The following is a 23,478-nucleotide window of genomic DNA, read 5'->3' on the forward strand; positions in this document are numbered from 1 at the left end:
CCCCCACCAAGGGACCCCGTCTCGGCGGATCGCCCGCGCACGAGCGGCTGATGTTGGCCAACCTGGCGACGTCGTTGTTCGAGCACGGCAAGATCACGACGACCGAGGCCAAGGCGAAGCGCGTGCGCCCGCTCGCCGAGAAGCTGATCACCAATGGCGTTGGTCGCGGTGCATGCCTGGACTGCCACGGAGCCAACGTGCGGGCTGTCTCGCCGGATGGTGTCAGCGGCTGGAAGGCCGTTACGGTGACGTCTTCACCGCACCGGACGTGAGTGGTGCTGATCTTGTCCAGGTCGCTGAACGCCTACTTCAGTACGCCGGCTGAGAGCCCCTAACACATTGATGATCTTGGTTTGAGATGGTCTTGGTGTGGGTGCGCCGTGGGTGGTGTCGGATGAGTTGTGGTCGCGGGTCGAGCCGGTGTTGCCGGTGCGTCCGGCGGGCAGGACGGGCCGAAGCCGTTGCCGGATCGGCAGGTGTTGCAGGGCATCTTGTTCGTGCTCTACACCGGGATCGGGTGGGAGGACCTGCCGCAGGAGCTGGGCTTCGGCTCGGGCATGACGTGTTGGCGGCGGTTGCGGGACTGGCAGGAGGCGGGGTGTTCGACCGGTTGCACGAGGTGTTGCTGGCGGAGCTGAACGCGGCCGCGGCCATCGACTGGTCCCGGGCGTGTGTGGATGCTTCGCACGTGCGCGCGAAAAGGGGGCCGGACACGGGGCCGGAGCCCGGTCGACCGGGCCAAGACCGGCTCCAAGCACCATGTGATCTGCGACGGCGGGGCATCCCCCTCGCCGTGCGGCTCACCGGCGGCAACCGCAACGACATCACCCAGCTTCTGCCGCTGGTCGGGGCCATCCCACCGGTACGGGGACGGCGAGGCAGGCCCGCCGCAAACCTGACGTGCTCGTGGCCGACCGGGCTACGACCACGACACCTACCGCGATGCGCTGCGGCGGCGAGGGATCCGCCCGTTGATCAGCCGCCGCGGCACCCGCGACAACGTCCAGGCAGCACGGTGGGTCGTCGAACAGACCCTCGCCCTGCTGCACCAGTTCCGCCGCCTGGCCACCCGGTGGGAACGCCGCACCGACATCCACCACGGCCTCCTCACCCTCGCCACCAGCATCATCTGCTGGCGCCGACTCCCCAACCGAATACGTTAGGAGCTCTAACGCCAGACACAGTGGTGCGGATAGCACAGGCCGCACCGTCGGACCGCAATCTTCTGCTGCGTCTCCTACACACCGCAGCACCCGCTGCGGCAACACAACACATCGTTGACGTCTTCGTCGCCCTCGGTCCCCCATACAACAATGTCGACCACTCGGGAGCGGAGTTCAACGTCGACTACGACGGCCTTCATGAAGCTCTCCTCACCAGACTGCAAAATGAGGACATCTGCACCTTCAAGAAGAAACGAGGCAAGAACCTTTACTCAGTAAACACAACCTGACATATGGGCGCTTCCCACCCGGCAACGATCAGCACCCGATCAACGAGAGGGCGCGACGTCGAACGCGAAGGCCACCGGGCGACCAAACTCGACGGCGCGGCCCATGTTGATCAACATGTCACCCGCTTAGTTTCTACGTGATTCTCAGTCGATTCTCGCTGAACCGCGCTCCGTCTTGATAAAGGCCCATTGTGGCTCCGCTGGTGGCCAGAAAGCCGGCGAGCTCTATGACTCGTAGGCCCCGGCTTCGGGCAGCACAGCGGAACGCTTGGATTAACTTAGTCTCGAAGGCATCGACTGCCTGCTCGGTCGGTGGTTCGGGCTTCCTGGTCATCGTCTGTTCTCTGCTGGGCTGGTCAGTCGGTTCTGTAGGTGAGGACGAGCCTGCTGTGGGTCTTGTCGATCACTGGTCCGGGCAGTTCGCTGTCTGGGGTGTCGGCGGGGTAGGTGATGAGGGTGGGTTTGTGTTCGTCGCGGTGCATCGACCAGGCGCGGGTCTCGTCACAGAAATGGCGGGCGAGTTCGGCACCGGCGGGGCCGTGCCCGGTGGCGCCCAGTTCCCACCGGGTGGTTTCGCCGCCGTCGCGGCGGCGGGAGGTGAGGTAGGCCAGCGATCTGCCTTCCACCAGCGCGGGTGCGCGGCCGGGTGAGATTGGGTCGCAGAGCGCGGGTTTGGTGCCGGCGGGGACGTTGAGGCGGCACACGCGCGGATCGGTGGCGGTCAGTCGCAGCCATACCCCGTCGTGGGGTTCGTCGCCCGCGATGGTGACGTCGGACCATGCGGTGCTGCGGGGCCGATTGAGTACTCCGTGCAAGACATCGAGGTCGAAGGGCTGGTCGCGGTCCCAATGCAGCCGAATGGTCTCGTCGTCGGTGATCGGCGCGGACAGTTCGCCTTCGTCGTCGCTGACAAGGTAAACGAAGCCGCATAGTTCGATCGAGTCGGCAACCAGGCGCCCGTCTCGGTAGGTGAACGCGACCGAGCGAGCCTGACCACGCCACCGCAGTGGCAGCACCACGCGGGCGTCGGGAGCGAGCTGCCGCCACCAGGCCCGAGGGATGTTCCACGGGGACATGGTGGCGATGAGCCGGTCGTAGGGGGCGTGCTCGGGGACACCGAGCGCGCCGTCGCCGGTGACCACGTGCATATCGGTGTGGCCCGCGGCGGCCAGGTTGCGGCTGGCTTGGGCGGTGACGTCAGGGTCGATATCGATAGTGACGACATTGGTGTCCTCGCCGGTCAGGTGGGCGAGCAGACAGGCGTTGTAGCCGGTCCCGGCGCCGATCTCGAGGATCTTGTTGCCGGGTTCCACGACGAGCTGATCAAGCATCATTGCCACGACGTGCGGCGCAGAGGCACAGGACAGCGAGGTGCCGTCGGAGAAGCGGTGGGTGATCACTGCCTGCCACGGGTTGTACGCGGCGTCCAGATCGGTCTCGGGCACGAACTCGTGCCGTGGCACCTCACGCAGCACCCGTGCCCCGTGCCACGTCGGGACGCTTTGCATAGCCCTTGGCCTGGACCTTGGCGAGCATGGTCTCGCGCCGGGCCTCGGGTGAGCTGGCGGCGGTATCGGTGGTGTTCATCGGTTCCTTTCAATCGTTGAGCAGCAGGCAGGTGTCCCACTGTGTGATCGGTGGTGTGTTCGTGCGGGCGACGCGCTGGGCCAGCATGACACCCGTGGCGCCAGTGAGCGGTCCACACTCGCTCGGGGGCTGGCGTGCCAGGTGGGCGTTGAGGCCGCCGCGCAGGCGGGGGAGCGTGGCGGCGAGCTGGTCATTGTGGCGGCTGGCGCGCCAGGCAGTGTGCACAACTCCGGCCCAGCCACGGCACAGCGACACGTCACTGAGCTGGGCGAGCTGCTGCTCGTCGGTCAGGCACCAGGCCAGGATGTTCTCGGCGAGTCGCTGCCGGGGGCGGTCGCCGAGTGCGAGGCCGGCGACTTGTTGCGCGCGAGCGATGCCGGGAGTGCCGTAGCACCAGCTTGGCCGCGCCGGGCCAGGCTGGTGCACGGCGCCGCGTGCGTGGTCGGCATGGCCGATGACTTCGGGCCACCACGCCTTCGGTGGCACGCCACAGCGCCAGCGGTCCAGCCACTGGCAGATGCGGTCGATAGCCGCGGCCTGCCCGGACACGACGAGGCCGCGGCGCAACGCCAGCGACAGCAGTGTCAACGGCCCCGCGATGCCGTGCGCCATGCCCAGGTTGCCATGCCCATCCCGCCAGGCGGGGCCAGAACCGGTGGGGCCGTGGGCCGCCCACCAGCCAGGTTGCCCGTCGGGGTGGGGCTGGGTCAGGCACACCAGGTAGCGCAGCGCTTCACATAATGCGTCGTCGGTGGTACTACGGTGCAGCAGGTAGACACCCAGCCCGGTTAGGCCGCCGATGAGGTCGAACTCGCGTTTGTCGGCCAGCTCGCCGCGGGCCATGCGCTGGTGGGCGGTCTCCAGCCGGGACCGGGTGATCTTCTCGACGTGCTCATCGAGCACAGCCAGTGCCCGGCGCTGGCCGGTGGCGGCGAGAGTGAACGCGATCGCAGGCGCGCCCTCGAACAAACTCGCTTCCTCGGGGTGAGCCATCAACGGCTCGGCCACCAGGTCAGGAGCGCGGCTGTGTCCACCGGTTAGCTGGCTGCGGTGACGTCGGTTCCGGGGTCGGACTGCTTTCTTCGATGAGGTACGTATCGACGTCCGCTAGCGCAGTGACGGTGAGCTGAGTTGTCGGGTCTTTCCGCCCCTTGCGGTGCACAGTCAGCACGTCTTTCGGTCAGTCCGGTCGATCGAGCGGTGTGTGAGGTCGCGCAGGTCCGCGGCGCGCACCCCGGTTTACACCACAGTGCTCGACCAACTCGCGAACCGCCGATTCAACACCTCCACTGTCACCGTGTGGGAGATCGACGGGTTCCAGGGGTAGACCTGGGTGCGGGTCTTGCGCTCGTCGGCGGGCAGCTTGTCATGTCCTGGGCGCGATGTCTTGGCCAGGGGCGGTAATCACTCCCGCCTCGACAGATCCGAGGGGTACGGGGACTGAGCTTCGGCTGACGTCGGTGCAGGCTCAGCTGAGGTTCACGGCCGACGTCCTGACTTGTTGGTGGATGTGTTGATCGGGTCGAAGCGCTGGTCATGTGGAGCGGGGCCTGCTCGACACAGGCGCAGGCGCAGGCCACGTGAACAGGATCACCGGTAGAGTTACACAGGATTCATGCGAAAGTTGCGGTGCCGCTCGCGCACCGCCGACTGCTGACTGCGATGAGGTGCGAGGCGCGTTGACTGAGACCACGACGGTGCATGACGTACTCCAAGCGATCCGCGAGAGCTCCACCGTCAACCGGGACCGGGGGACTCGTTTCGAGGAACTCATGGTCCAGTACCTGAGCACCGACCCGCAGTGGAGCGAGCAGTTCAGCCGCGTGTGGATGTGGGCTGACTGGCCGGGCGCGGAACACGACAAGCGGGACACCGGCATCGACCTGGTAGCCCAGGACCGGCGGACTGGTGAATTTTGCGCGATCCAATGCAAGTTTTATGATCCAGATCACACAGTGCGTAAGGAGGACATCGACTCCTTCTTCACGGCCTCCGGTAAAGGCGACTTCGCCCGCCGGATGATCATCTCGACGACGGACAAGTGGAGCGTCCATGCTGAGTCAGCGCTAACCGACCAGCAGATTCCGGTTACGCGCGTCGGTCTGGCCGAGATTGCCTTCAGCCCGGTTCAGTGGCATGTGCCTGCGCCCGGAGCTCGATCCGAGATCGGGATGACCTTGCGAGCTCGCAAGCAGCCCCTTCCGCATCAGCGTGCAGCGATCGATGAGGTGTTCGCTGGCTTCGCCAAGCATGATCGTGGCAAGCTCATCATGGCCTGCGGTACCGGCAAGACGTTCACCAGCCTGAAGATCGCGGAACGGCTGCACCGTGAACGCGCTGAGGCAGGCGACGGTGAGCAGACCACCGCATTGTTTCTTGTGCCTTCTATCGCTTTGCTCTCGCAGGCTCTGCGTGAGTGGTCTTATGAGGCTGAAGTTGAGATCCGGTCATTTGCCGTGTGCTCGGACGCTCAGGTCAGCAAGCAGAAGGCACAGGGCGACGACAAGGACATGGCCACTCACGAACTGGCACTTCCTGCCACGACCGACCCGGACCGGTTGGTCACGCAGATCGCCAGGGTCGAAGCCATGCCGGGGCTGACGGTGGTGTTCTCGACCTACCAGTCGATCGCGACCGTTGCTGCGGCCCAGAAGAAGGGCTTGCCCCGCTTCGACCTTGTTCTGTGCGACGAGGCCCACCGAACCACCGGCGTCACCCTGTCCGGCCACGACGAGTCCACGTTCGTCCGCGTGCACGACAACAACTTCATCAGTGCGGACCGGCGCCTATACATGACCGCGACCCCCCGTGTGTACAGCGACGACACCAAGCAGGAAGCCAAGGGTGCGGCCGCGGCGGTCGCCTCGATGGACGACGAGACCACGTACGGCCCCGAGTTCCACCGGCTCGGCTTCGGCAAGGCCGTGCAGAAGGGCCTGCTCACCGATTACAAGGTCCTCATTCTCACCGTGGACGAGGGTGTAGTCGCCAAAACCCTCCAACAAGGTTTCACCGGCGGGGATTCCGAACTCAACCTCGACGACGCCGCGAAAATCATCGGCTGCTGGAACGCGCTGGCCAAGCGCACCGGCACCTTTGCAGATGGCTCCGGTTTCAGCGAGGATGAAACCACGATGAAGCGAGCTGTCGCCTTCGCTCGGTCGATCGCCGATTCCAAGACAATCACGGAACGCTTCAACGAGGTCGTCGACGCCTACGACGACGCCGACGACGAGGTGCTGCACTGCGAGGTCGACCACGTCGACGGCACCTTCAACGCCCTTCAACGCAACCGGCTCCTCGACTGGCTCAAGCAGGACCCCGGCCCGGCCAACGCCCGCATCCTGTCCAACGCACGCTGCCTGTCCGAAGGCGTGGACGTGCCAAGCTTGGACGCGGTGCTGTTCCTGCACCCGCGCAACTCCGTGGTGGACGTGGTCCAGTCGGTCGGCCGCGTGATGCGCGTCGCACCAGGCAAGAACTACGGCTACATCATCCTGCCCGTCGCGATCCCCGCCGGGACGCCTCCGGAAAAGGCGCTCGCCGACAATCGGCGTTTTAAGACCGTGTGGCAGGTCCTGCAGGCGCTACGCGCCCACGATGACCGCTTTAACGCGACCGTCAACCAGATCGAGCTGAACAAGAAGAAGCCCGAAACGATCGGCATCGGGCACGTCGGCGCGGGCGACGAGTCGGTCGGTGACAAGGACGGTTCCAGCACTGACGACAGCGCCAAGGCCGCCAAGGAGCGGGAAGCCCAAAGTGCCCAGCATGTCCAGCAAGCTCTGTTCTCCATCAGCGATTGGCGAGACACCATCTACGCCCGCATCGTCGACAAGGTCGGCGAGCGCCACTACTGGGAGGACTGGGCCAAAGATATCGCCCAGATCGCCGACCGCCACGTTACCCGCATCAAGGCCGCGCTCGCTCTACCCGACAAGCGGCCCGCGTTCGAGGAATTCGTGGGCGAGCTGCGGGCGACCCTCAACCCCGGCGTGACCGATGACGATGCCGTCGACATGCTCGCGCAGCACATCATCACCAAGCCGGTCTTCGAAGCGCTATTCAAAGACTATGCCTTCACCGAGCACAACCCGGTCTCCAAGGCGATGCAACGCATGCTCGATGTCCTCGACGACCAGGGCCTTGACGCCGAAACCAAGACCCTGGAAGACTTCTACCACTCGGTCCGCGTCCGCGCCGAAGGCATCGACAACCACGAGGGCCGCCAACGCGTCATCGTCGAGCTGTACGACAAGTTCTTCAAGACAGCCCTGCCCAAGACCGCCGACGCACTCGGTATTGTCTACACACCGATCGAGGTTGTCGACTTCATTCTCCGCGCCACCGAACAGGCCCTAGTCAAACACCTCGGCAAGTCCTTGTCCGATGAAGGCGTGCAAATTATCGACCCCTTCGTCGGCACTGGAACGTTCCCTGTGCGGCTGCTCCAGTCCGGTCTCATCAAGCCGGATGACCTGCTGCGCAAGTACACCCACGAACTGCACGCCAACGAGATCGTGCTGCTCGCTTACTACATCGCCGCAGTCAACATCGAGGCCGCCTTCAGCGACCTCACGGGCGGCGGGTACCGGCCGTTTGAGGGCATCGTCCTGACCGACACGTTCCAACTCGCGGAGGGCGTCGAATCGCAGATCACGGGCATGGACGTCTTGGAAGGCAACAGCGAACGCGCGAAGAGACAGAAGACCCAGCCGATCACCGTTGTCATAGGCAACCCGCCCTACTCGGTAGGCCAGGGAAACCAAAACGACAACAACCAGAACCTGAAGTATGAAACCCTGGATACGCGCATCCAGCAAACCTACGCCGCCAAGTCAACGGCGACGAACAAAAACTCACTCTACGACTCCTATATCCGCGCGATCCGCTGGGCATCCGACCGCATCACCGACGAAGGCATTGTCGCCTTCGTCTCCAACGGCGGCTACATCGACGGCAACACCGCTGACGGACTGCGCAAGTCCTTGGTCGAGGAATTCGACGCGATCTACTGTTACAATCTGCGCGGCAACCAACTCACCGGAGGAGCACAGTCTAAAAAGGAAGGTGGGAAAATTTTCGGTTCAGGCAGCCGAACCACCATTGCGATCCTGCTCCTAGTCAAGAGCGAGCAAAGCGCTCGTACTGGTAACAACTGCGAGCTTTACTATCGCGACATCGGTCACTACCTCAGCCGTGAGAATAAACTGCGCATCCTCAATGAACAAGACCTGAACACTGTGGAGTGGGATCAGCTCAAACCGAACGTGGACGGAGACTGGGTTAACCAGCGTGATGAACAATTCACGGAATTTCAGGCGATAGGGGAGAAGGTCAAGAGTGCGGCGGCAAAGCCTGTCTTCGCGCTGCATTCCAGCGGGTTGAAAACTGGCCGCGATCTCTGGGTTTATAACTACTCCAAAAGTGAGCTTGCCAAGAACGTTCAATCGATGGTTGACTTCTATAACGAGCAGGTGACTGATTATGCGGACCATGTAAAGGTAGTTGGATCTTCCGCTGCTGGGGTTGGTGGGCACATTGGCCACGACGAGAATAAGACCAGCTGGAACGAGAGTGACCTCAAACGGATCGTTAAGGGGGTCACGTACAAATTCGATGCTAGCCTGGTTCGGGTGTCGACCTACCGACCTTTTGCTAAGCAGTGGGTTTACTTCGATCCGCAACTCATGCAGAGGTCGTATCAGTTGCGGCAGATATTCCCGACGTCAGATCATGCGAACTTCGGATTTTACATCACCGGCACTGGGTCTGACGAGTCGTTTTCACTTCTAATGATGGATACTGTGCCTGACTTGCACGCTGTCGGCACCAAAAGTGTTGGCCCGTACTTCTGCCGATACACCTATCGCGAACCCGTCGAGGGAGTTTTGGCATTCGGTGACAGCAATGATGGCTACGAGCGCGTCGACAACATCACCGACGCCGCCCTCGTCGATTATCGGAAGGCGTACGCTGATCCGACCATCACGAAGAACGACATCTTCTACTACACCTACGGTCTGCTGCACTCCTCGGAGTACCGTGAGCGCTTCGCTGCCAACTTGAAGAAGTCGCTGCCGCGTATCCCGAAGGCCCGGGATTTCCACGGCTATGCCGAGGCTGGCCGTGCGCTCGCCAACCTGCACCTCGGCTATGAGCAGGTCGAGCCGTACGGCGGCATTGTCGAGATGGTGGCCGGTGACGAGTCGGCGACCTCGCCGAGTGAGCTATACCGCGTCACCAAGATGAAGATCCCCAAGGTGAAGGGTCAACCGGATCGTTCGACGATCGTCTACAATAACCGGGTCACGCTCACCAACATTCCGGAAGAGGCGTACCGCTATCAACTCGGTACTCGCTCCGCGATCGAGTGGATCATCGACCGCTACCAGGTCAAGGTCGACAAACCATCGGAGATCATCAGCGACCCCAACGACTGGTCCGACGACCCGCGCTACATCGTCGACCTGCTCAAGCGGATCGTCACCGTCAGTCTGGAGACTCTGAAGATCATAGACAACCTTCCCGCGCTCGATATCCTGGAATAGCCAGTGCAGGTGACAGCCGCCCGAACTAGGAGCTGTTTAGGAACGGGCCCTGGTGTCTGGGTATAGCGAGGTCTCCGGTAGATGGATCAACGACCAAGAAGATCAGCATCTATCCGGAGACGTCGGTGGGAAGGGTATCGGTGGGCGCGCGTAAAGACTTGACGGACCGGCAGTGGGAGGCGTTGCAGCGCGTGTTGCCGCCTCGTCCTCGGTGGGACGTCGCCCGAAGTGGACGTGGCGTCAGTTGCTGGACGGGATCCGGTGGCGCGTGTGGGTCGGTGCTCCCTGGCGGGACGTGCCGGAACGTTACGGGCACTGGCAGTCGATCTATCAGTTGTTCCGTCGCTGGCAACGTGAGGGCGTGTGGCCGTGGATTCTCACGATGCTGTGGGCATGGGCCGACCGGGCAGGGCTGATCGACTGGCAGGTATCGGTGGAATACACGATCAACCGGACCCACCAGCACGCGTCCGGGGCCCGCCGACGAACCGATGAGCAGGTCGAACCGCCCGGCGACGAGCCGGCCGACCACGCGCTCGGTCGGTCCCAGGGCGGGTTCACCACGAAGATCCACCTGGCCTGCGAACAAGGACGCAAACCGTTGTCACTGGTGATCACCGCCGGTCAACGCGGTGACAGCCCTCAGATGACCGGCGTGCTGGACGCGATCCGGGTGCCCCGGCCCGGACCTGGACGAGCGCGCACACGCCCGCAGCGCGTGCTGGCCGACAAGGCCTACTCCTCCCGCTCGAACCGGGCTTACCTGCGCACACGCGGGATCGCGGCCACGATCCCGACCCCCAAAGATCAAGCCGCCCATCGCCGCGCCCGCGGCTCCAGCGGCGGCCGCCCACCCGCCTTCGACCCCCACCACTACCGGCAACGTCACGCCGTCGAATGCGGCATCAACCAGCTCAAACACCACCGCGCCATCGCCAGTCGCTACGACACACTCGCCGTCCGCTACGAAGCCACCCTCCACGTCGCCACCATCGACATCTGGCTACGCAACCTCACCAAGACCAATTCCTAAACAGCTCCTAACCGCGCAGGATCGACTTGTGGGCCCCCGGCGCACCCACTACGGCCGGGGGCGTTCCTTCTGCCGTTTCGGCCGGGACTCAACAGGAATGACACCCCGGCGTGCCTTGAGCAGGTTCTCGTCCTTCGCCTTCTCTCGCACCGCCAGGCGGCTCAGAATCCGTTGCTGCGTCTCCGGTGTCCAGAAGACACCAAGCCGACGCCTGGTCCGCGTGATCGCCGTGTAGAAGATGCTGTGGGAGACCCGTTCCTCGTTGGCGTCCGTGATGACCACCTTGACGGAGTCGTATTCCAAGCCCTGTGCCTTGTGGATCGACACGGCGTAGGCGATCTGGAAGGGCACCAGCGTGTTGACGTCGTCGTCATCGTCGTCCGAGTTCGGGCGCTCGAAGACGTCGAACTGGACTACCGAGTCCTTGACCAACCGCAGGTCGGTACGGGCCAGATCGTCCTCGTCGGTGATCTCGTGTTCGAGGTCGACGTCGAACGTGATGCGACCGGGCACGCGGTCGATGCCGGTGATCCTGCCTTTCATGTTGTTGTAGATGACCGGCCGAAAGCGCTCGGTCTCGTTGAACAGCACCGGGTCGCCGACCTTGTAGGTCGCCTCGCCCCAGGTCACGGCGGGGCTCGGGTTGCTCGCCTGCAGGAACCGGTTGACGTTGTTGATGCCGTAGAGCCCGTCGTAGTTCAGGCACAGCACGATCTCGTCGTCGCTCTCGCGCAGGAAGAGCGCATCGCCCAGCGATTTCGAGTAGCCGTGCTTGGAGAGCGACTCCTCGATCCGGTCGTCCAGGTTCCGCACCCGGTCCCATAAGACGAGTAGCGCTCCGTCTTCTGTCCGCCAGGGCTTGGTCAGCTCGAAGACCGACTCCTTGGGGACGTAGGAGCGCGCGAGGCTGAACCAGTTGCCGAACTGGATCGACTCGATCTGGTAGACGTCACCGACGAGCACCAGCAGTTCGAACTCGGTGCTGTTGAGTACCTTCAACAGACTCGTGTTGTCCACGAAGCTGCACTCGTCGATCACGACGACGCCGTAGCTTGAGCCGAACGACGCGCTACTGTTGATGTGGCCGGTGATCGTGCTGAAGTCTGAATTCGGCGCATGTACCCGCCGCCTGAGGTTGTCGACGGCCGGGTTGGTGTGCGCGAGGAACAGCTTCCGCTCGCCCGAAAAGTACCCAGCGATGTGATCCACCATGGTGGACTTCCCGGTCCCGGCCGACCCGTAGACGAGTGCGACCTTCGAGCGCCTGAACAGCTTTTTCAGTGCCGTGGCCTTCAGGTCGTCGTCGATCTCGCCCGGGTTCGCGTCCAGCCACTCCTGGACACCGTCGGCGTGCCCTTCGATGCCCTCACCCGCGATCGCCCGCAGCTTCTCGATGATCGCGACGGTGTCGTCCTCGTACCCGACGATGAAGACGTGCCCGTGGGCGTGGGCAAGCTTCCGCGGCGCGTGCCGGTCGATCGGCGGGAGCAGCCGGTTGTGCTTCGTGATCAGCGCGTCAATGTCGCCGAGGTCTTCGCACTCAGCAACCGGTGTGTAGATCGCGCCGTGCTGCTCGACGTTGTTCCTTACGCGGCGCGCCAGCAGCTCGTGCTCGCGGCCGGTTGCATCAAGGCTCTCTGCGAGATCCACGAACCGCGGGACGTGACCGCTGGGGGCAGTGCAGAACGGCATCGTGTCGAAGGGACTGCTCCGCGACGTGAGCCGGAGCCCCGACAGCCACCTGTTCGGCGTGGGGTCGTACTGGGCCTTGATCCACTGATTGCGCATCTGGAGCATCAGGTACCGCAGCACACGAGACCCCGGCCGGTTCGAGCGGATGAGCGCCCGGGCCTGGTCGAGCGCAGGGAAGATCAGCGCGGTCCGCCGCGAGTCGCCGAGAGCCCAACTGCGGATCCGGTTGTAGCTCGCGTCGGTCATATCGACGAGGTCGAGCAGGCTGGATCGAGTCTTCGTCAGGTACTGCATCAGGTTGCGGTACTCGGCGTGGCTCGACTGAACCCGCGTCGACAGTCCGAAGAACCGCGCGTAGTTGGTGAACTCGCAGGGCCGTATCGAGACCTCCCACGAACGGATGACCAAGATCGGCATGGTCTGCCCCAGCACCGTGATCGATTCGCTCGACAGGTCCAGGTAGGCCGCGTACCTGTCGGTCATGTCGATGTCGGTGAACGCGATCGTGCGGTCGAACTTGCTCGTCCAGTCGTGGGCCACCGAGAAGGTGACCTCGTAGTAGATCCGCCCGCCGGAGAAGAAGGGCCGCGAACTATGGACATAGTAGCGCCCGCGACGGCGCTCGATCCGCTTCGCGCTGGCCGCCTCGATGCGCTCCGCGATCTTCTCGTGGTACTCCCGGAGCGACGGATCGAGGTCTACGGGGAACAGCTCAAGGTTGCTAAGAATCCTGATACCGAACTGCTTCAACACGAGGTCGCGGGTCCGAAGCAGGTACTCGTAGTATTTCAGCATCAGCCGCTCGGACGGGTCGCCGTCCAGCGTGTAGTGCGAGGCACTGGCCTGGAGCAGGTTGTGGAACCTGCTCAGCAAGCGGAACTTCGCCTTCGCCTTGACCTCGGCCAGCGCAGGGCCCACCTGGTCGTAGTGGAACTCGGCCGAGGGATCGTCGAGGTGCGCCCAGACGATGAGCCCCTCGATCATGTTCCTAAGCTGAGCGAGGAGGTTCTGCGACAGAAAACCGCGATCGTCACGGAGACTGGCGATGTTCTGGCAGATCACCCCGTCGACGCTCTGCACCTGCTGCTGCACTGATGCCATGGCAGTCAGTCCCCGCCGCCGACCAGGCGCAGGACCGGGCGCTGGTCGGCATCGCCGAGCAGGTCACGGACTTGCACCGTGCTAAGCTTCAGCACCTCAGCGAGAGAAGGAATCCCCACGCCGTGGTCGCTCGCCAGCTCCGCAGCCTTCTTCAGGAGTGACGGGTTCTCCCCCGGGTACGCGCTCGTCGGGTCGGCCCGAGGGTCGTCGGTCATAGCCAAGCGCTGGTAGGCCCGCCGCGCCGACGACTCGGTGGTGCGCCCGCGCTCGACCATCCGGCGGACGAGCGACTTCGGCGAGACGCCCCATGTCCGCCCGAGCCGGTCCAGAGCCGCCAGGTCCAGCCGCTGCGGCAGCACCGCGTCCATGGCAGCTGCCGGCGTCAGGAATGCGGCTGCGAACTCGTCGGCCTCCTTCTCAACCGCAGCGCTGTGGCCGCTGGGGTCGCGATGCAGCAGCAGGTGGCCGATCTCGTGCGCTATCGAAAACCTGTGCCTAAAAACGTTCTCGCTGCGACGGGGTGTGGTGATGATGAGCGGCCTGTCGACGATGACAGCCGAAAACGCGTCGACAGCGTCGATCTCGCGCAACGGCCGTACGGCGACGACGATGCCGCAGGACTCGGCGGTGGCGACCAAGTGCTTCACCGGACCGTCCGGCAACCCCCAGTGCGCGCGGAGCGCCGCGGCAGCCTCGGACGGCGTTGCGCCGGCGGTGAGGACGGGAAGATCCACGTCGGGAAGCTTGACGTACCGCTCGAGCGCGAAGGTCAGCTCCCACACCAACGCCGCAGTGGCCAGTGCCTTCTGGCGGTCGCTGACGCGGGCTGACCTCAGGCTGCGGAAGTGTGCGTTCAGGGTGTCGATGCGCGCGAGCGGGCGGCCAACGCCGAAGAACCCCGGGCGGACTTTCAAGGAAGTCGCCAGCCGGTTGAGCACCTCGGGCCGTGGCGAGTTCACGCCGGCCTCGTACTGGCCGATCGCTGCCGCAGAGACACCGACCTCTGCAGCCAGGTCGGCCTTGCTCACCCCCAGGCGGACCCGGGCTTGGGTCAGCCGTGCCGGCTCGAACCGACCGTTCCCGCCAGCCGGGACCTCGAACAGGCCTTGACCCTCCTCACCCATCGGCTGGCCTCCGGTCCTGCTTCTGGAGCTCCACGACCGGCGCGACCGGCACACCGCTGTCGAACGACTCGACGTCGGATGCAGCGTCCTCGGCGGCAAGCTCAGGTTCCCAGATGCACTCCTGCCCACGCAGCCGGACCTTGCCGTCGCCGTCGAGTACGGCGACCGCCCACTCGATCGACTGCAGCTGCCGCGGTGTCGACTCGACCATGACTAGCACCAACGGCATCGTGTCGCCGACCGTCCTGAGCACGGGATCAAGCTCGTTCTCCTCCGAGGCGTCATAGACGGGCTGAGGCTCGCCGGACAGGCTGGGCTCCCACAGCGTCGGGTCGAGGGGAGCGGTCATGAAGCCGTTTTTCCGGGTCGGGCTCGACGCGAACTCGCTCACCGCCTTCGGATTGTTCGCCACGCGCCAGACGTACACCAAGCTGCCGTTGACGACTGGGACCTCGTGTCCCCCGGGGCCCAGCTTGATGGACTGGAAACCCCGTTCCTTCAGTGTTTGACTGGTGTCGTCCAGCAGGTCCCGCCACTGGCTGCCGAACCCCATCGCGTACCTGGACTCGGAGACCAGGTGTGCCTCAGACGCGAGACCGTGCCGCGCCCGTACGAGCTCAACGAGCAAGTTGCGCAGGCCGGGCGCGTGAGAGCCGAGAGCATCGGCGGGCGAGTCCGGGACCATTGGTGACCCTCCTGAAGCAGGTGTCCATGGCCGCGGCTCGACCAGGACGCGACTTCATTATTGCACACGATCCACGCATCAATGCTTTAGGTGCATGGGCGCGCGAACACGGCGGGAGTGTGATCGTCACCGTCGGGCCGTTCGCTTGCACCGTCGGAGAGGTCGAAACCGTTGCCAGCGCGTCCAGAGGAGCGCTGGCACAGTTTGACCAAGGTCCTCGCGCTGGAGGGCGGCCCACGCGGTATCCGTGCCAGCGTCGTCGCCCCGGCGCGGTCGAGAGCGACATGCTCGACAACTTTCGGGCCGACAACGGGAGTACCTGGGCTCCTTCGGCGACGCCCACCCCTGGGCCGCGGCCCGCAGTTCTGGGAGATCGCCGAGGTGATCGGTCTCCTGGCCTCGCTTCGGGCCTCATCGCCGGCCCGGTCGTCTCCGCCGACGGCGGCTATACCGGCTCGACATTCTGGTCAACGTCGCCGGCATCGTGGACTGGCCCGGTATGGAGGACACCACGCAGGACTCCCGAATGGTTCATTATCGGAACTTCGGGGCGCGGCGCGGTGCCTCCAGAGCTGGCGCAGCGGGCGCAGGCTCGCGGCAGGGGTCGGCGTTGCCGCAGCGCTGGCACAGGTCCATCGCGGCGTCCACCGGCTCGACGCCGTAAGACACGCAGACGAAGCCGCGCCAGTGATAACAGAGGAAGGAGCCGCTGTCGACGAGGCCGAGGACGAATTTGGGATTCGCGCGCTGCAGCGCGCTCTCTCTTTCAACTCGCACCCACGGCCGCATCGGCCCTCGGGGGCGACCTGGTGCGTGGGCGGCCACACCACGCACCGGGGAAGCCGAGCACTGCTTTGCTCGGCCGGATCAGTGCACCCGTTGGGACACGGCCAGTTGTCCAGGCGTAGCTGCTATGGGTCACAGTCGGTGCAGGAATCGGCGGCTGAGTGCGGGTGCTGCGGGCACCGCTTGCGGAGCGGGAATTCCTGGCGTGAGCGGGGTGGAAGATAGCCGGGATGGGCGTGTTGATAGCCGCCGTTGTAGCAACGGATCAGCACGGGCCAGTCTTTGCTGACCCAGGTTCGTACCGCTCTCGCCATGGCTACCCCGCACGTGGCGACCGAGGCAGACCGGAACGGAAGTTTGCTTGACCTCGTGACAACGGCTACGACGTGTTCTGCAGTGGTGTCGATCTGCCGGACGACACCGTGCGAAGCTGGTGTTCGATCGGAGTTCCCGTGCGTGGTAGAGAACACTGACACGCGGACCGGAAGACTTACGACACAGAAGTATCTATGTACTCTCTACCCATGATTTCTTACCTTCTTGGAGATCTGCTGTTCCTAGAACCCGAAGTCCCCCCTCGGACACCAGTTCGTAGTAGATTCCCCACATCAGTCAGTGACCACCCTCTCACGCTGGGTGGATCTGAGGTAGGTCCGGACAATGGGTGGCCGAGCTGTTCGGACCTAGCTGCAAATCCGACGGCTCAAGGACCACGGGTAGCTCCCCGGGCGTTTGACCGACAGCAGGGCAAGTCACAGCCGCCGGATCGTCCGCGCCGGGTTGCCTGCAGCGAACACGTGGTCCGGTAAGCGGCTGTCGCGGGAGAGTGGCGCGTCGTGCCCGATCAACAGCTTCGTGCCGGGCACGGCGGTGCTGTTGGCCGATGGGACGCGAAAACCGATCGAGGAGATTCAGCTCGGCGACTGGGTGTTGGCTACCGACCCGGACACCGGGGAGTCGGCGTCGCGTGAGGTGGTGGGCACGATCATCGGTGAGGGCGAGAAGACCCTCGTCGAGATCGACACCGCCGACGACGCCAGTGGCGATGGGACCGGTTCGGTGGTGGCCACCGCCGAACACCCGTTCTGGACCGGCCCGGTCGATGGCTGGGTCAACGCCGACGACCTGACACCCGGCACCTGGCTACGCACCGGATCCGGGACCTGGGTCCAGGTCACGGCCGTCGAGGCCCGCAGCGCACAACAACGGGTCCACAACCTCACCATCAACGCCGACCACACCTACCACGTCGGCGAAGTAGGTATACTCACCCACAATTCCGCCTGTGAGCTCGGTAGGGGGTTCCCCGATCGGAAGTCGCCTAGGGCAAATGGTGAGCCCGCGCCGGATGTGAATCACCCGCATACTCAGCTCGGCCACAAGAAGGGGCGAAATGGGACGTACCCACAGGCGAGGGAGTTCGATGAGAACGGCAAGCCGGTACGGGACATCGACTTTACTGATCACGGGAGGCCGAAGGGCCATAGTAACCCGCATCAACACCCATACAACCCAAATCCCACTGGGGGGACCTTGCAATGAGGTGGCGCTGAACCGCTTGAGTATCCATAATGAAGTGTGATGTATATGTCAAGAGTTGGAGAGGATCAAAATTTGGTTTGTGTCGAGAGGTGTTGGCGGGTACACCAAGCACCGGATCGAATTGATTGACCTCGTCGGTATTCTACCGCGAGAACCGCGAGTGTGGCGAATACTGGAGTTTGAGTCGATCGGCAACTCAGATTTCCCTGCAGTGGAGGAAATTGAGTTGTCGAATGGAATCGGTTATCGACTTCAAGAGAGTGAGCTGTTCGGATTGGCTGAACATGTAGATCAAACCGTGAACGCTGTCGCAGTGGCGGCGAGGTGTGACTTCGACTTCGCACGCATGCACGCACACCAGGAGCAAACTCTTGCGAATAGCATATTCAGATATCTTAAAATGGTCGCTAATCGGGGTAAAGAGGGAGAAACTCATCTAGATCTCGAAAAGTGTGAGCTTGCTCGCCTTATAATCGATATTCATGACAGTACCTCCGTAACATTAGGGGTTAGCGCGGAAATGCAGGGATGGGCGGATACTCTGTGTGCCTTTGCGGAACTCTGAGAGGCTGTTCCTGAGCTTAGGTGAGGAGTTTGCTGGTGGTGGATATGGCCCAGCGGACGATGGCTTCGTGGTGTTCGGGGAGTCGTTCGCAGTCGCGTACGCTGCGGCAGTGTTGGTTGATCCAGGCCAGGCTGGGTTCCACGACCCATCGCCGGTGTAGTACCACGACCCCGACTTGTCCTGCGAGTTTGGCGACGATGTCCAGGGTGATCCCGAACAACGAGCGGGCCCGGTCGATGAGGGTGCCGGTGTAGCCGGAGTCGGCCCACAGGTGCGGCACGCTGGGGCAGTGGTGTTTCAGGCGAGCGAGGAGGTCCCGGGCGGCGGTCCGGTCTTGGGTGTCGGCGCCGGTGACCAGTACGCAGATCAGCAGGCCGACGGTGTCGACGGCGATATGATGTTTGCGGCCGTTGATCTTCTTGCTGGCGTCGAACCCCCGGGTGCCCGCGCCGACGGTCTCGGCGGCTCTGCCCGAGGCCGAGTCGATGATCCCCGCGCTCGGCGGGGCGTGACGCCCTTCGGCCAGCCGCGCGCGGTCGCGCAAAGCGTCGAGCACGGATGAGCTGTCGTTGCGGTTGGTGCCGGATGAGTTGTTCCCCACGACCTCCAGCAGATCCTCAACGCCCTCCGGTCGCGAGCAGGAGCGCATAATTTGAGCCAACTCGGGTGACAACGCGATCGGTTACCGGCATCGTGATTATGTCCGTTCTTCCCGTCGACAACCGAGGGCAGGAACGGTGCGACCGTAGGTCGGAGAGGACGGGGACGGGCTGAAGCAGCAGGCTCCTACAAAGTCAATCTCCCGATCGACCGTGCCACAAGTTCTCCCGAGCCGGCCGACGGATCACTTCCAGGACACAAGGGGCCAGCCTGTATCAGGGTCAGACCGGGGCGGGAGAACAACCACAGTAGACATCCCTGCCTGTACCTTGTCACCCGCAGCCTCGACCCCACCGGGGCAGGCCCCGCCCGATGAACGATGCCCCTGGAAACCCGTGCTGAACGCCTTTGCCATCACCTTCGGTGACCGCTGTCCGGGCGCCGAAACTTACTGATCAACAACGCCGGTCGTCACCCTGCTGTCGTAGTGACGCCTGGCAGTGACCTGAACTAAGCATCGTAGCCGTCCGAGGTTTTGAGGAAACTTATAAGGATTTGGCAGTTTTGGCCGCATGGCCATGTACCTGAAAGGTGCTAGCGTGCTTTTAAGGAACATATTGGATGAGTGACGGTCGCGCACCGGTTGATGAGGAAGTTCCGCAGCTCTATTTGTTCCCGGCATCGCGAGCCCAATATCAACTGTACTTCGTGCAACACCTGCTCGGTGACGCACCGACTTACCACATCAGTCTCCGCTGCGAACTGCACGGCAGAATCGATGAGCAGGCGATGCGGTGCGCGCTGACGTTGATCGTGCGTAGGCACGAGGCACTACGCACGCACTTCGTACTCTCCGAAGGAGAATCGCTCCAGGCAGTCGACCCGGACGGCACACTGGAGTACCTGGCACGGGATGACTCGGAAGCAGCTTGGCTGGACGAGGAGGCCCGTAAGCCCTTTGACCTGGAGACAGGACCACTGTTCGGGTCAGACTGGCAGCGGCACGAACCAGGCCGGGCCACTCAAGCAATGTCGCCGTGAGTTCGTCGACGCGATCCTGTATGTGGTCGATAGCGGGATCAAGTGGCGAGCCTTACCGGCGGACTTTCCACCGTGGTCCACTGTGTATAAGCACTTCGCCGCCTGGGAACGGCAGGGAGCGACTCAAGACGTGCTCGACGCTTTGCGCGACCGCGCGCGGCCGAGATCGCCACACCGGAGTTGGCTAGCACCGGACGACGCCCGGAACCCGGATATGACGAGCCCGCCACGGACCTGCGCACACTGCCGCTGTAAGCCGGACGGGCTCGCCTGCGCCGCCTCGCATGGCGTCACAGCACGAAAAAGACCCGTGAAAATCGCACCGGCGCAATGCGCTCGCGGTTCCTCGCCAACTAGGAGCTGTTTAGGAAGGCGGGGCCGCTGTTGGTGTGGAGAGAGGTCTCCGGTAGAGGGATCAACGACCAAGAAGATCAACTACCGGAGACCTCGATGGGCAGCGTATCGGTCGGTGGACGGAAGGACTTGACGGACCGGCAGTGGCGGGCGTTGCAGCGTGTGTTGCCGCTGCAGGCAGGTACGGGGCGTCCACCCAAGTGGACACGCCGTCAGTTGCTCAACGGGATCCGCTGGCGTGTGCGGGTCGGGGCCCCGTGGCGGGACGTGCCGGAACGCTATGGGCACTGGCAGTCGATCTATCAGCTGTTTCGCCGCTGGCAACGCGACGGCGTGTGGCCCTGGATCCTCACCATCCTGCAGGCGTGGGCCGACCAGGCGGGGCTGATCACCTGGCGGGTGTCGGTGGACTCCACGATCAACCGAGCCCACCAGCATGCCGCCGGCGCCCGACACCGGCCGCAGGAACAGACCGAACCACCCGGCGACGAACCGGACGACCATGCGCTGGGCCGGTCCCGGGGCGGACTGTCCACGAAAATCCACCTGACCTGCGAAGGCGGCCGGAAACCACTGTCGCTGCTGCTCACCGCCGGTCAACGCGGCGACAGCCCACAGATGGTTCACGCGCTGGACGCGATCCGGGTACCGCGCCTCGGCCGTGGTCGCCCCCGCGAGCGTCCGGATCACGTGCTCGCCGACAAGGCCTACTCCTCCCGCGCGAACCGGCGCTACCTGCGGCAACGCGGTATCCCGGCCACGATCCCGGTCCCGAGAGACCAAGCCGCCCACCGCCGCGCCCGCGGATCAGCCGGTGGCCGCCCACCCGTGTTCGACCCCACGACCTACCGGCAGCGCCACGCCGTGGAATGCGGCATCAACCAGCTCAAACACCACCGCGCCGTCGCCAGCCGCTACGACAAGCTCGCCGTCCGATACGAAGCCACACTCCACATCGCCGCCATCGACACCTGGCTACGAACCCTCACCAAGACCACTTTCTAAACAGCTCCTAGGTGCGCTCACCCGGCGCGGTCTCGGTTGCCCCATTCGATGCTGAGCCGCACCGCGTGCTGCCAGTTCGCGTACTCGGACTCGCGTCGCGACGCCGCCATCTGCGGCAGCCACTGGGCGGCCCGGTGCCAGTTGCGCCGCAACCCCTGCAGGTCGGGCCACAGGCCGACGGTGAGGCCGGCCGCGTATGCCACGCCTACCGACACGGTTTCGGCGAGCACGGGCCGCATCACCGGCACGCCCAGTACGTCGGCGATGAGCTGCATGAGGAGGTGATCGGCGGTCATGCCGCCGTCCACCTTGAGCGCCTTGGCGGTCAGCTCGGCGTCGGCGTTCATCGCGTCGACGACCTCGCGGGTCTGCCACGCCGTTGCCTCCAGCACGGCCCTCGCGAGGTGCCCTTTGCCCACATAGGAGGTCAGCCCGACCACGATGCCCCGCGCCTCGCTGCGCCAGTGCGGGGCGAACAGGCCCGCGAACGCGGGCACGATGTAGCACCCGCCGTTGTCGTCGACGGTGCGGGCGAGGGTCTCGATCTCCGGCGCCGTCCGGATCAGCCCGAGCGCGTCCCGGAACCACTGCACCAGCGACCCGGTGACCGCGATGGACCCCTCGAGCGCGTAGTGCGCGGGTTCGGAGCCGAACTGGAAGGCCACGGTGGTGAGCAGCCCGTGCGCCGAGGTCACCGGTTCGGTCCCGGTGTTCATGAGCAGGAAGCCGCCGGTGCCGTAGGTGCACTTCGCTTCGCCGCGATCGAAGCAGGTCTGGCCGAACAGCGCCGCCTGCTGGTCGCCGAGCGCGGCGGCGATCCGCACTCCCGGCACGACCCTGCGGGTGGTGCCGTGGATCGCGGCCGAGGGCCGGATCTCGGGTAGCATGGCCCGCGGTATTTCGAAGAACGTCAGCAACTCGTCGTCCCAGTCCAGTGTGGACAGGTCCATGAGGAGAGTCCTGCTGGCGTTGGTGACGTCGGTGATGTGGGTGCCGCCGTCGGTGCCGCCGGTGAGGTTCCAGATCAGCCAGCTCTCCATCGTGCCGAACAGGACGTCGCCGCGTTCGGCCCGCTCGCGCAGCCCCGGCATGTGATCCAGCAGCCAGCGGATGCGCGGGGCCGAGAAGTAGGTCGCCAGCGGCAGGCCGCTCTTGCTCCGCACCTGGTCGGCATCGGGGCGCCGTCCCAGTTCCCGTACGAGGTCGTCGGTCCTGGTGTCCTGCCACACCAGCGCGTGACCGACGGGAGCGCCGGTGTGGCGGTCCCACACCACCGTGGTCTCCCGCTGGTTCGCGATGCCGAGCCCGGCGACCTGCTCGGCGGTGACGCCGGCCTCGCGCAGTGCCTGCGGCACGATGCGATCCACGTTGCGCCAGATCTCGGTGGGATCGTGCTCCACCCAGCCCGGCTTCGGGTAGTACTGGCGGTGCTCACGCTGCACCACGGCCACCAGCCTGGCCCGCTGGTCGAACACCAGGCACCGGGTGGACGTGGTGCCCTGGTCGATCGCCATCACGTACTGGGCGGGCATCGGCACTCCTAGCGGTCGGTCTCGAGGTCGCGGCTCACGGCGAGCGCCGCCTCCCGCACGGTGCGAACCAGACCATCCCTGGGACGTCCCCGGGTGTCGCAGATCCGGTCGACGGCCCCCGCGATGCTGATCGCGCCGACCACGAGCCCGCCGAACGACCGGACCGGCGCGGCGAGCCCGGCCTCACCCGGCACGAACTCCTCCACCTCGGCGGCCCAACCCGCCTGCCGGACCCCGGCCAGTTCGGGCGCCAGCGCGTGCGCGGTGGTGAGCGTCCGCCGGGTGTAGGCCTCGGGCGTGCCGGCCAGCACGACGGAGGCGAGGTCCGCGTCGAAGGCGAGCAGCACCTTGCCCAGCGCCGTGGCGTGCATCGGCTGGTGCGCACCCACGTCGAGCGACTGCTGGGTGTCGTCGGGGCGGAACACATGGTGCACCACCAGCACGGTGGCATTCTCGTCGGGAACGCCGAGGCGGACAGCCTCACCACTGAAGGCGGCCAGCGCGTCGGCCCAGTTGCTGGACCGCGAGCGCAGCTCGTTCGCGTCGAGGTAACCGGGGCCGAGGCCGCGCATGGCTTCCCCAAGCTGGTACTTGCCGGTGCCGGGGTCCTGCTCCACGAAACCTACGCCCTGCAGCGTGCGCAGGAGCCCGTGGGTCGTGGCCTTCGCCAGCCCGAGACCGGTCGCGATGTCGGCGAGCGCGATCCGGGCGGAGCCGCGCGCCAGCAACCGCAGGATCGCGGCGGCGCGCTCGATCGACTGGATGGGCCCGGGCATGGGGGGAACCTTAGATGGTCGGCACCGTCCCTGGAACTCGGGTATTCGACA

General features: G+C 64.7%; 15 protein-coding genes and 5 pseudogenes. 11 read left to right on the forward strand and 9 right to left on the reverse strand.

The genetic code is table 11. The features are described from left to right. From SACSA_RS24915 to SACSA_RS24925, 3 pseudogenes are all read left to right on the forward strand, one after another. A pseudogene (locus SACSA_RS24915) lies at window positions 1–152 on the forward strand (bL17 family ribosomal protein); the annotation flags it as partial. Between the two features lies 1 nt (window position 153). Next, a pseudogene (locus tag SACSA_RS27225) lies at window positions 154–325 on the forward strand (haloacid dehalogenase); the annotation flags it as partial. Between the two features lie 44 nt (window positions 326–369). Further along, window positions 370–1,163: pseudogene (locus SACSA_RS24925) on the forward strand (IS5 family transposase). Between the two features lie 646 nt (window positions 1,164–1,809). Here the strand turns inward: SACSA_RS24925 and fxlM are convergent. Genes fxlM through SACSA_RS0119600 form a run of 3 tightly spaced genes read right to left on the reverse strand, consistent with a single transcriptional unit; the run spans window position 1,810 to window position 4,048 of the window. Next, a complete protein-coding gene (gene fxlM / locus SACSA_RS0119595) occupies window positions 1,810–2,916 on the reverse strand; it encodes a methyltransferase, FxLD system (RefSeq protein WP_232213020.1) in 1,107 nt (368 codons plus the stop codon). Window position 2,917: 1 nt separating this feature from the next. Further along, a complete protein-coding gene (locus SACSA_RS27080) occupies window positions 2,918–3,040 on the reverse strand; it encodes a hypothetical protein (protein WP_019819472.1) in 123 nt (40 codons plus the stop codon). Between the two features lie 9 nt (window positions 3,041–3,049). Beyond that, entirely contained in the window at window positions 3,050–4,048 is a 999-nt protein-coding gene (locus SACSA_RS0119600; RefSeq protein ID WP_019819473.1) for a lanthionine synthetase C family protein, read from the reverse strand. A 671-nt stretch (window positions 4,049–4,719) separates the two neighbouring features. On the opposite strand from SACSA_RS0119600, the gene SACSA_RS0119610 reads away from it, so the two are divergent. Together SACSA_RS0119610 and SACSA_RS0119615 are read left to right on the forward strand one after the other, a co-directional pair. Continuing rightward, window positions 4,720–9,591: a DEAD/DEAH box helicase gene (locus tag SACSA_RS0119610; protein WP_019819475.1), complete on the forward strand. Its 4,872-nt coding sequence runs from the start codon at window positions 4,720–4,722 to the stop codon at window positions 9,589–9,591. Between the two features lie 125 nt (window positions 9,592–9,716). After that, a pseudogene (locus SACSA_RS0119615) lies at window positions 9,717–10,624 on the forward strand (IS5 family transposase). Window positions 10,625–10,672: 48 nt separating this feature from the next. Here the strand turns inward: SACSA_RS0119615 and SACSA_RS0119620 are convergent. The 3 genes from SACSA_RS0119620 to SACSA_RS0119630 are packed head-to-tail and all read right to left on the reverse strand — an operon-like array spanning window position 10,673 to window position 15,094. Next, on the reverse strand, window positions 10,673–13,417 hold the full coding sequence (locus SACSA_RS0119620) for an ATP-dependent DNA helicase (RefSeq protein WP_028662062.1): 2,745 nt from the start codon (window positions 13,415–13,417) through the stop codon (window positions 10,673–10,675). Between the two features lie 5 nt (window positions 13,418–13,422). After that, entirely contained in the window at window positions 13,423–14,541 is a 1,119-nt protein-coding gene (locus tag SACSA_RS0119625) for a helix-turn-helix domain-containing protein (RefSeq protein ID WP_019819481.1), read from the reverse strand. Continuing rightward, window positions 14,534–15,094, reverse strand: a complete 561-nt coding sequence (locus tag SACSA_RS0119630; protein ID WP_157597070.1) for a hypothetical protein — start codon at window positions 15,092–15,094, stop codon at window positions 14,534–14,536. Before SACSA_RS0119630 ends, SACSA_RS0119625 begins: the two co-directional genes overlap by 8 nt. A gap of 1,650 nt (window positions 15,095–16,744) precedes the next feature. On the opposite strand from SACSA_RS0119630, the gene SACSA_RS0119635 reads away from it, so the two are divergent. Beyond that, the gene (locus tag SACSA_RS0119635; RefSeq protein ID WP_157597038.1) at window positions 16,745–17,554 is read left to right on the forward strand and encodes a Hint domain-containing protein; all 810 of its coding nucleotides are present in this window, start codon (window positions 16,745–16,747) and stop codon (window positions 17,552–17,554) included. 211 nt (window positions 17,555–17,765) lie between these two features. Further along, window positions 17,766–18,119: a hypothetical protein gene (locus SACSA_RS26990; protein WP_232213021.1), complete on the forward strand. Its 354-nt coding sequence runs from the start codon at window positions 17,766–17,768 to the stop codon at window positions 18,117–18,119. Window positions 18,120–18,135: 16 nt separating this feature from the next. Here the strand turns inward: SACSA_RS26990 and SACSA_RS23895 are convergent, their stop codons facing one another. Then, complete coding sequence (locus SACSA_RS23895; RefSeq protein ID WP_198009104.1) at window positions 18,136–18,792, reverse strand: transposase; 657 nt, start codon at window positions 18,790–18,792, stop codon at window positions 18,136–18,138. Window positions 18,793–19,038: 246 nt separating this feature from the next. Between SACSA_RS23895 and SACSA_RS25450 the strand changes: the two are divergent. From SACSA_RS25450 to SACSA_RS0119645, 4 genes and pseudogenes are all read left to right on the forward strand, one after another. Continuing rightward, window positions 19,039–19,174 (forward strand): annotated as a pseudogene (locus SACSA_RS25450) (IS256 family transposase); the annotation flags it as partial. A 166-nt stretch (window positions 19,175–19,340) separates the two neighbouring features. Further along, on the forward strand, window positions 19,341–19,760 hold the full coding sequence (locus tag SACSA_RS24935; RefSeq protein WP_083940316.1) for a condensation domain-containing protein: 420 nt from the start codon (window positions 19,341–19,343) through the stop codon (window positions 19,758–19,760). Between the two features lie 22 nt (window positions 19,761–19,782). Beyond that, entirely contained in the window at window positions 19,783–20,247 is a 465-nt protein-coding gene (locus SACSA_RS27230; RefSeq protein WP_408640287.1) for a transposase, read from the forward strand. After that, window positions 20,211–21,119 (forward strand): IS5 family transposase, encoded by a 909-nt coding sequence (locus SACSA_RS0119645; RefSeq protein WP_028662063.1) that lies wholly within the window; start codon window positions 20,211–20,213, stop codon window positions 21,117–21,119. Before SACSA_RS27230 ends, SACSA_RS0119645 begins: the two co-directional genes overlap by 37 nt. 17 nt (window positions 21,120–21,136) lie before the next feature. Here the strand turns inward: SACSA_RS0119645 and glpK are convergent, their stop codons facing one another. Together glpK and SACSA_RS0119655 are read right to left on the reverse strand one after the other, a co-directional pair. Further along, window positions 21,137–22,651 (reverse strand): glycerol kinase GlpK, encoded by a 1,515-nt coding sequence (gene glpK, locus SACSA_RS0119650; RefSeq protein WP_019819488.1) that lies wholly within the window; start codon window positions 22,649–22,651, stop codon window positions 21,137–21,139. Window positions 22,652–22,659: 8 nt separating this feature from the next. Further along, window positions 22,660–23,427 carry an IclR family transcriptional regulator gene (locus SACSA_RS0119655; protein WP_019819489.1) on the reverse strand — a complete coding sequence of 256 codons (768 nt, stop codon included), beginning with the start codon at window positions 23,425–23,427 and terminating at the stop codon, window positions 22,660–22,662. Window positions 23,428–23,478: the final 51 nt, after the last annotated feature.

Source organism: Saccharomonospora saliphila YIM 90502 (assembly GCF_000383795.1).
GTDB classification, from domain to species: Bacteria; Actinomycetota; Actinomycetes; order Mycobacteriales; family Pseudonocardiaceae; genus Saccharomonospora; species Saccharomonospora saliphila.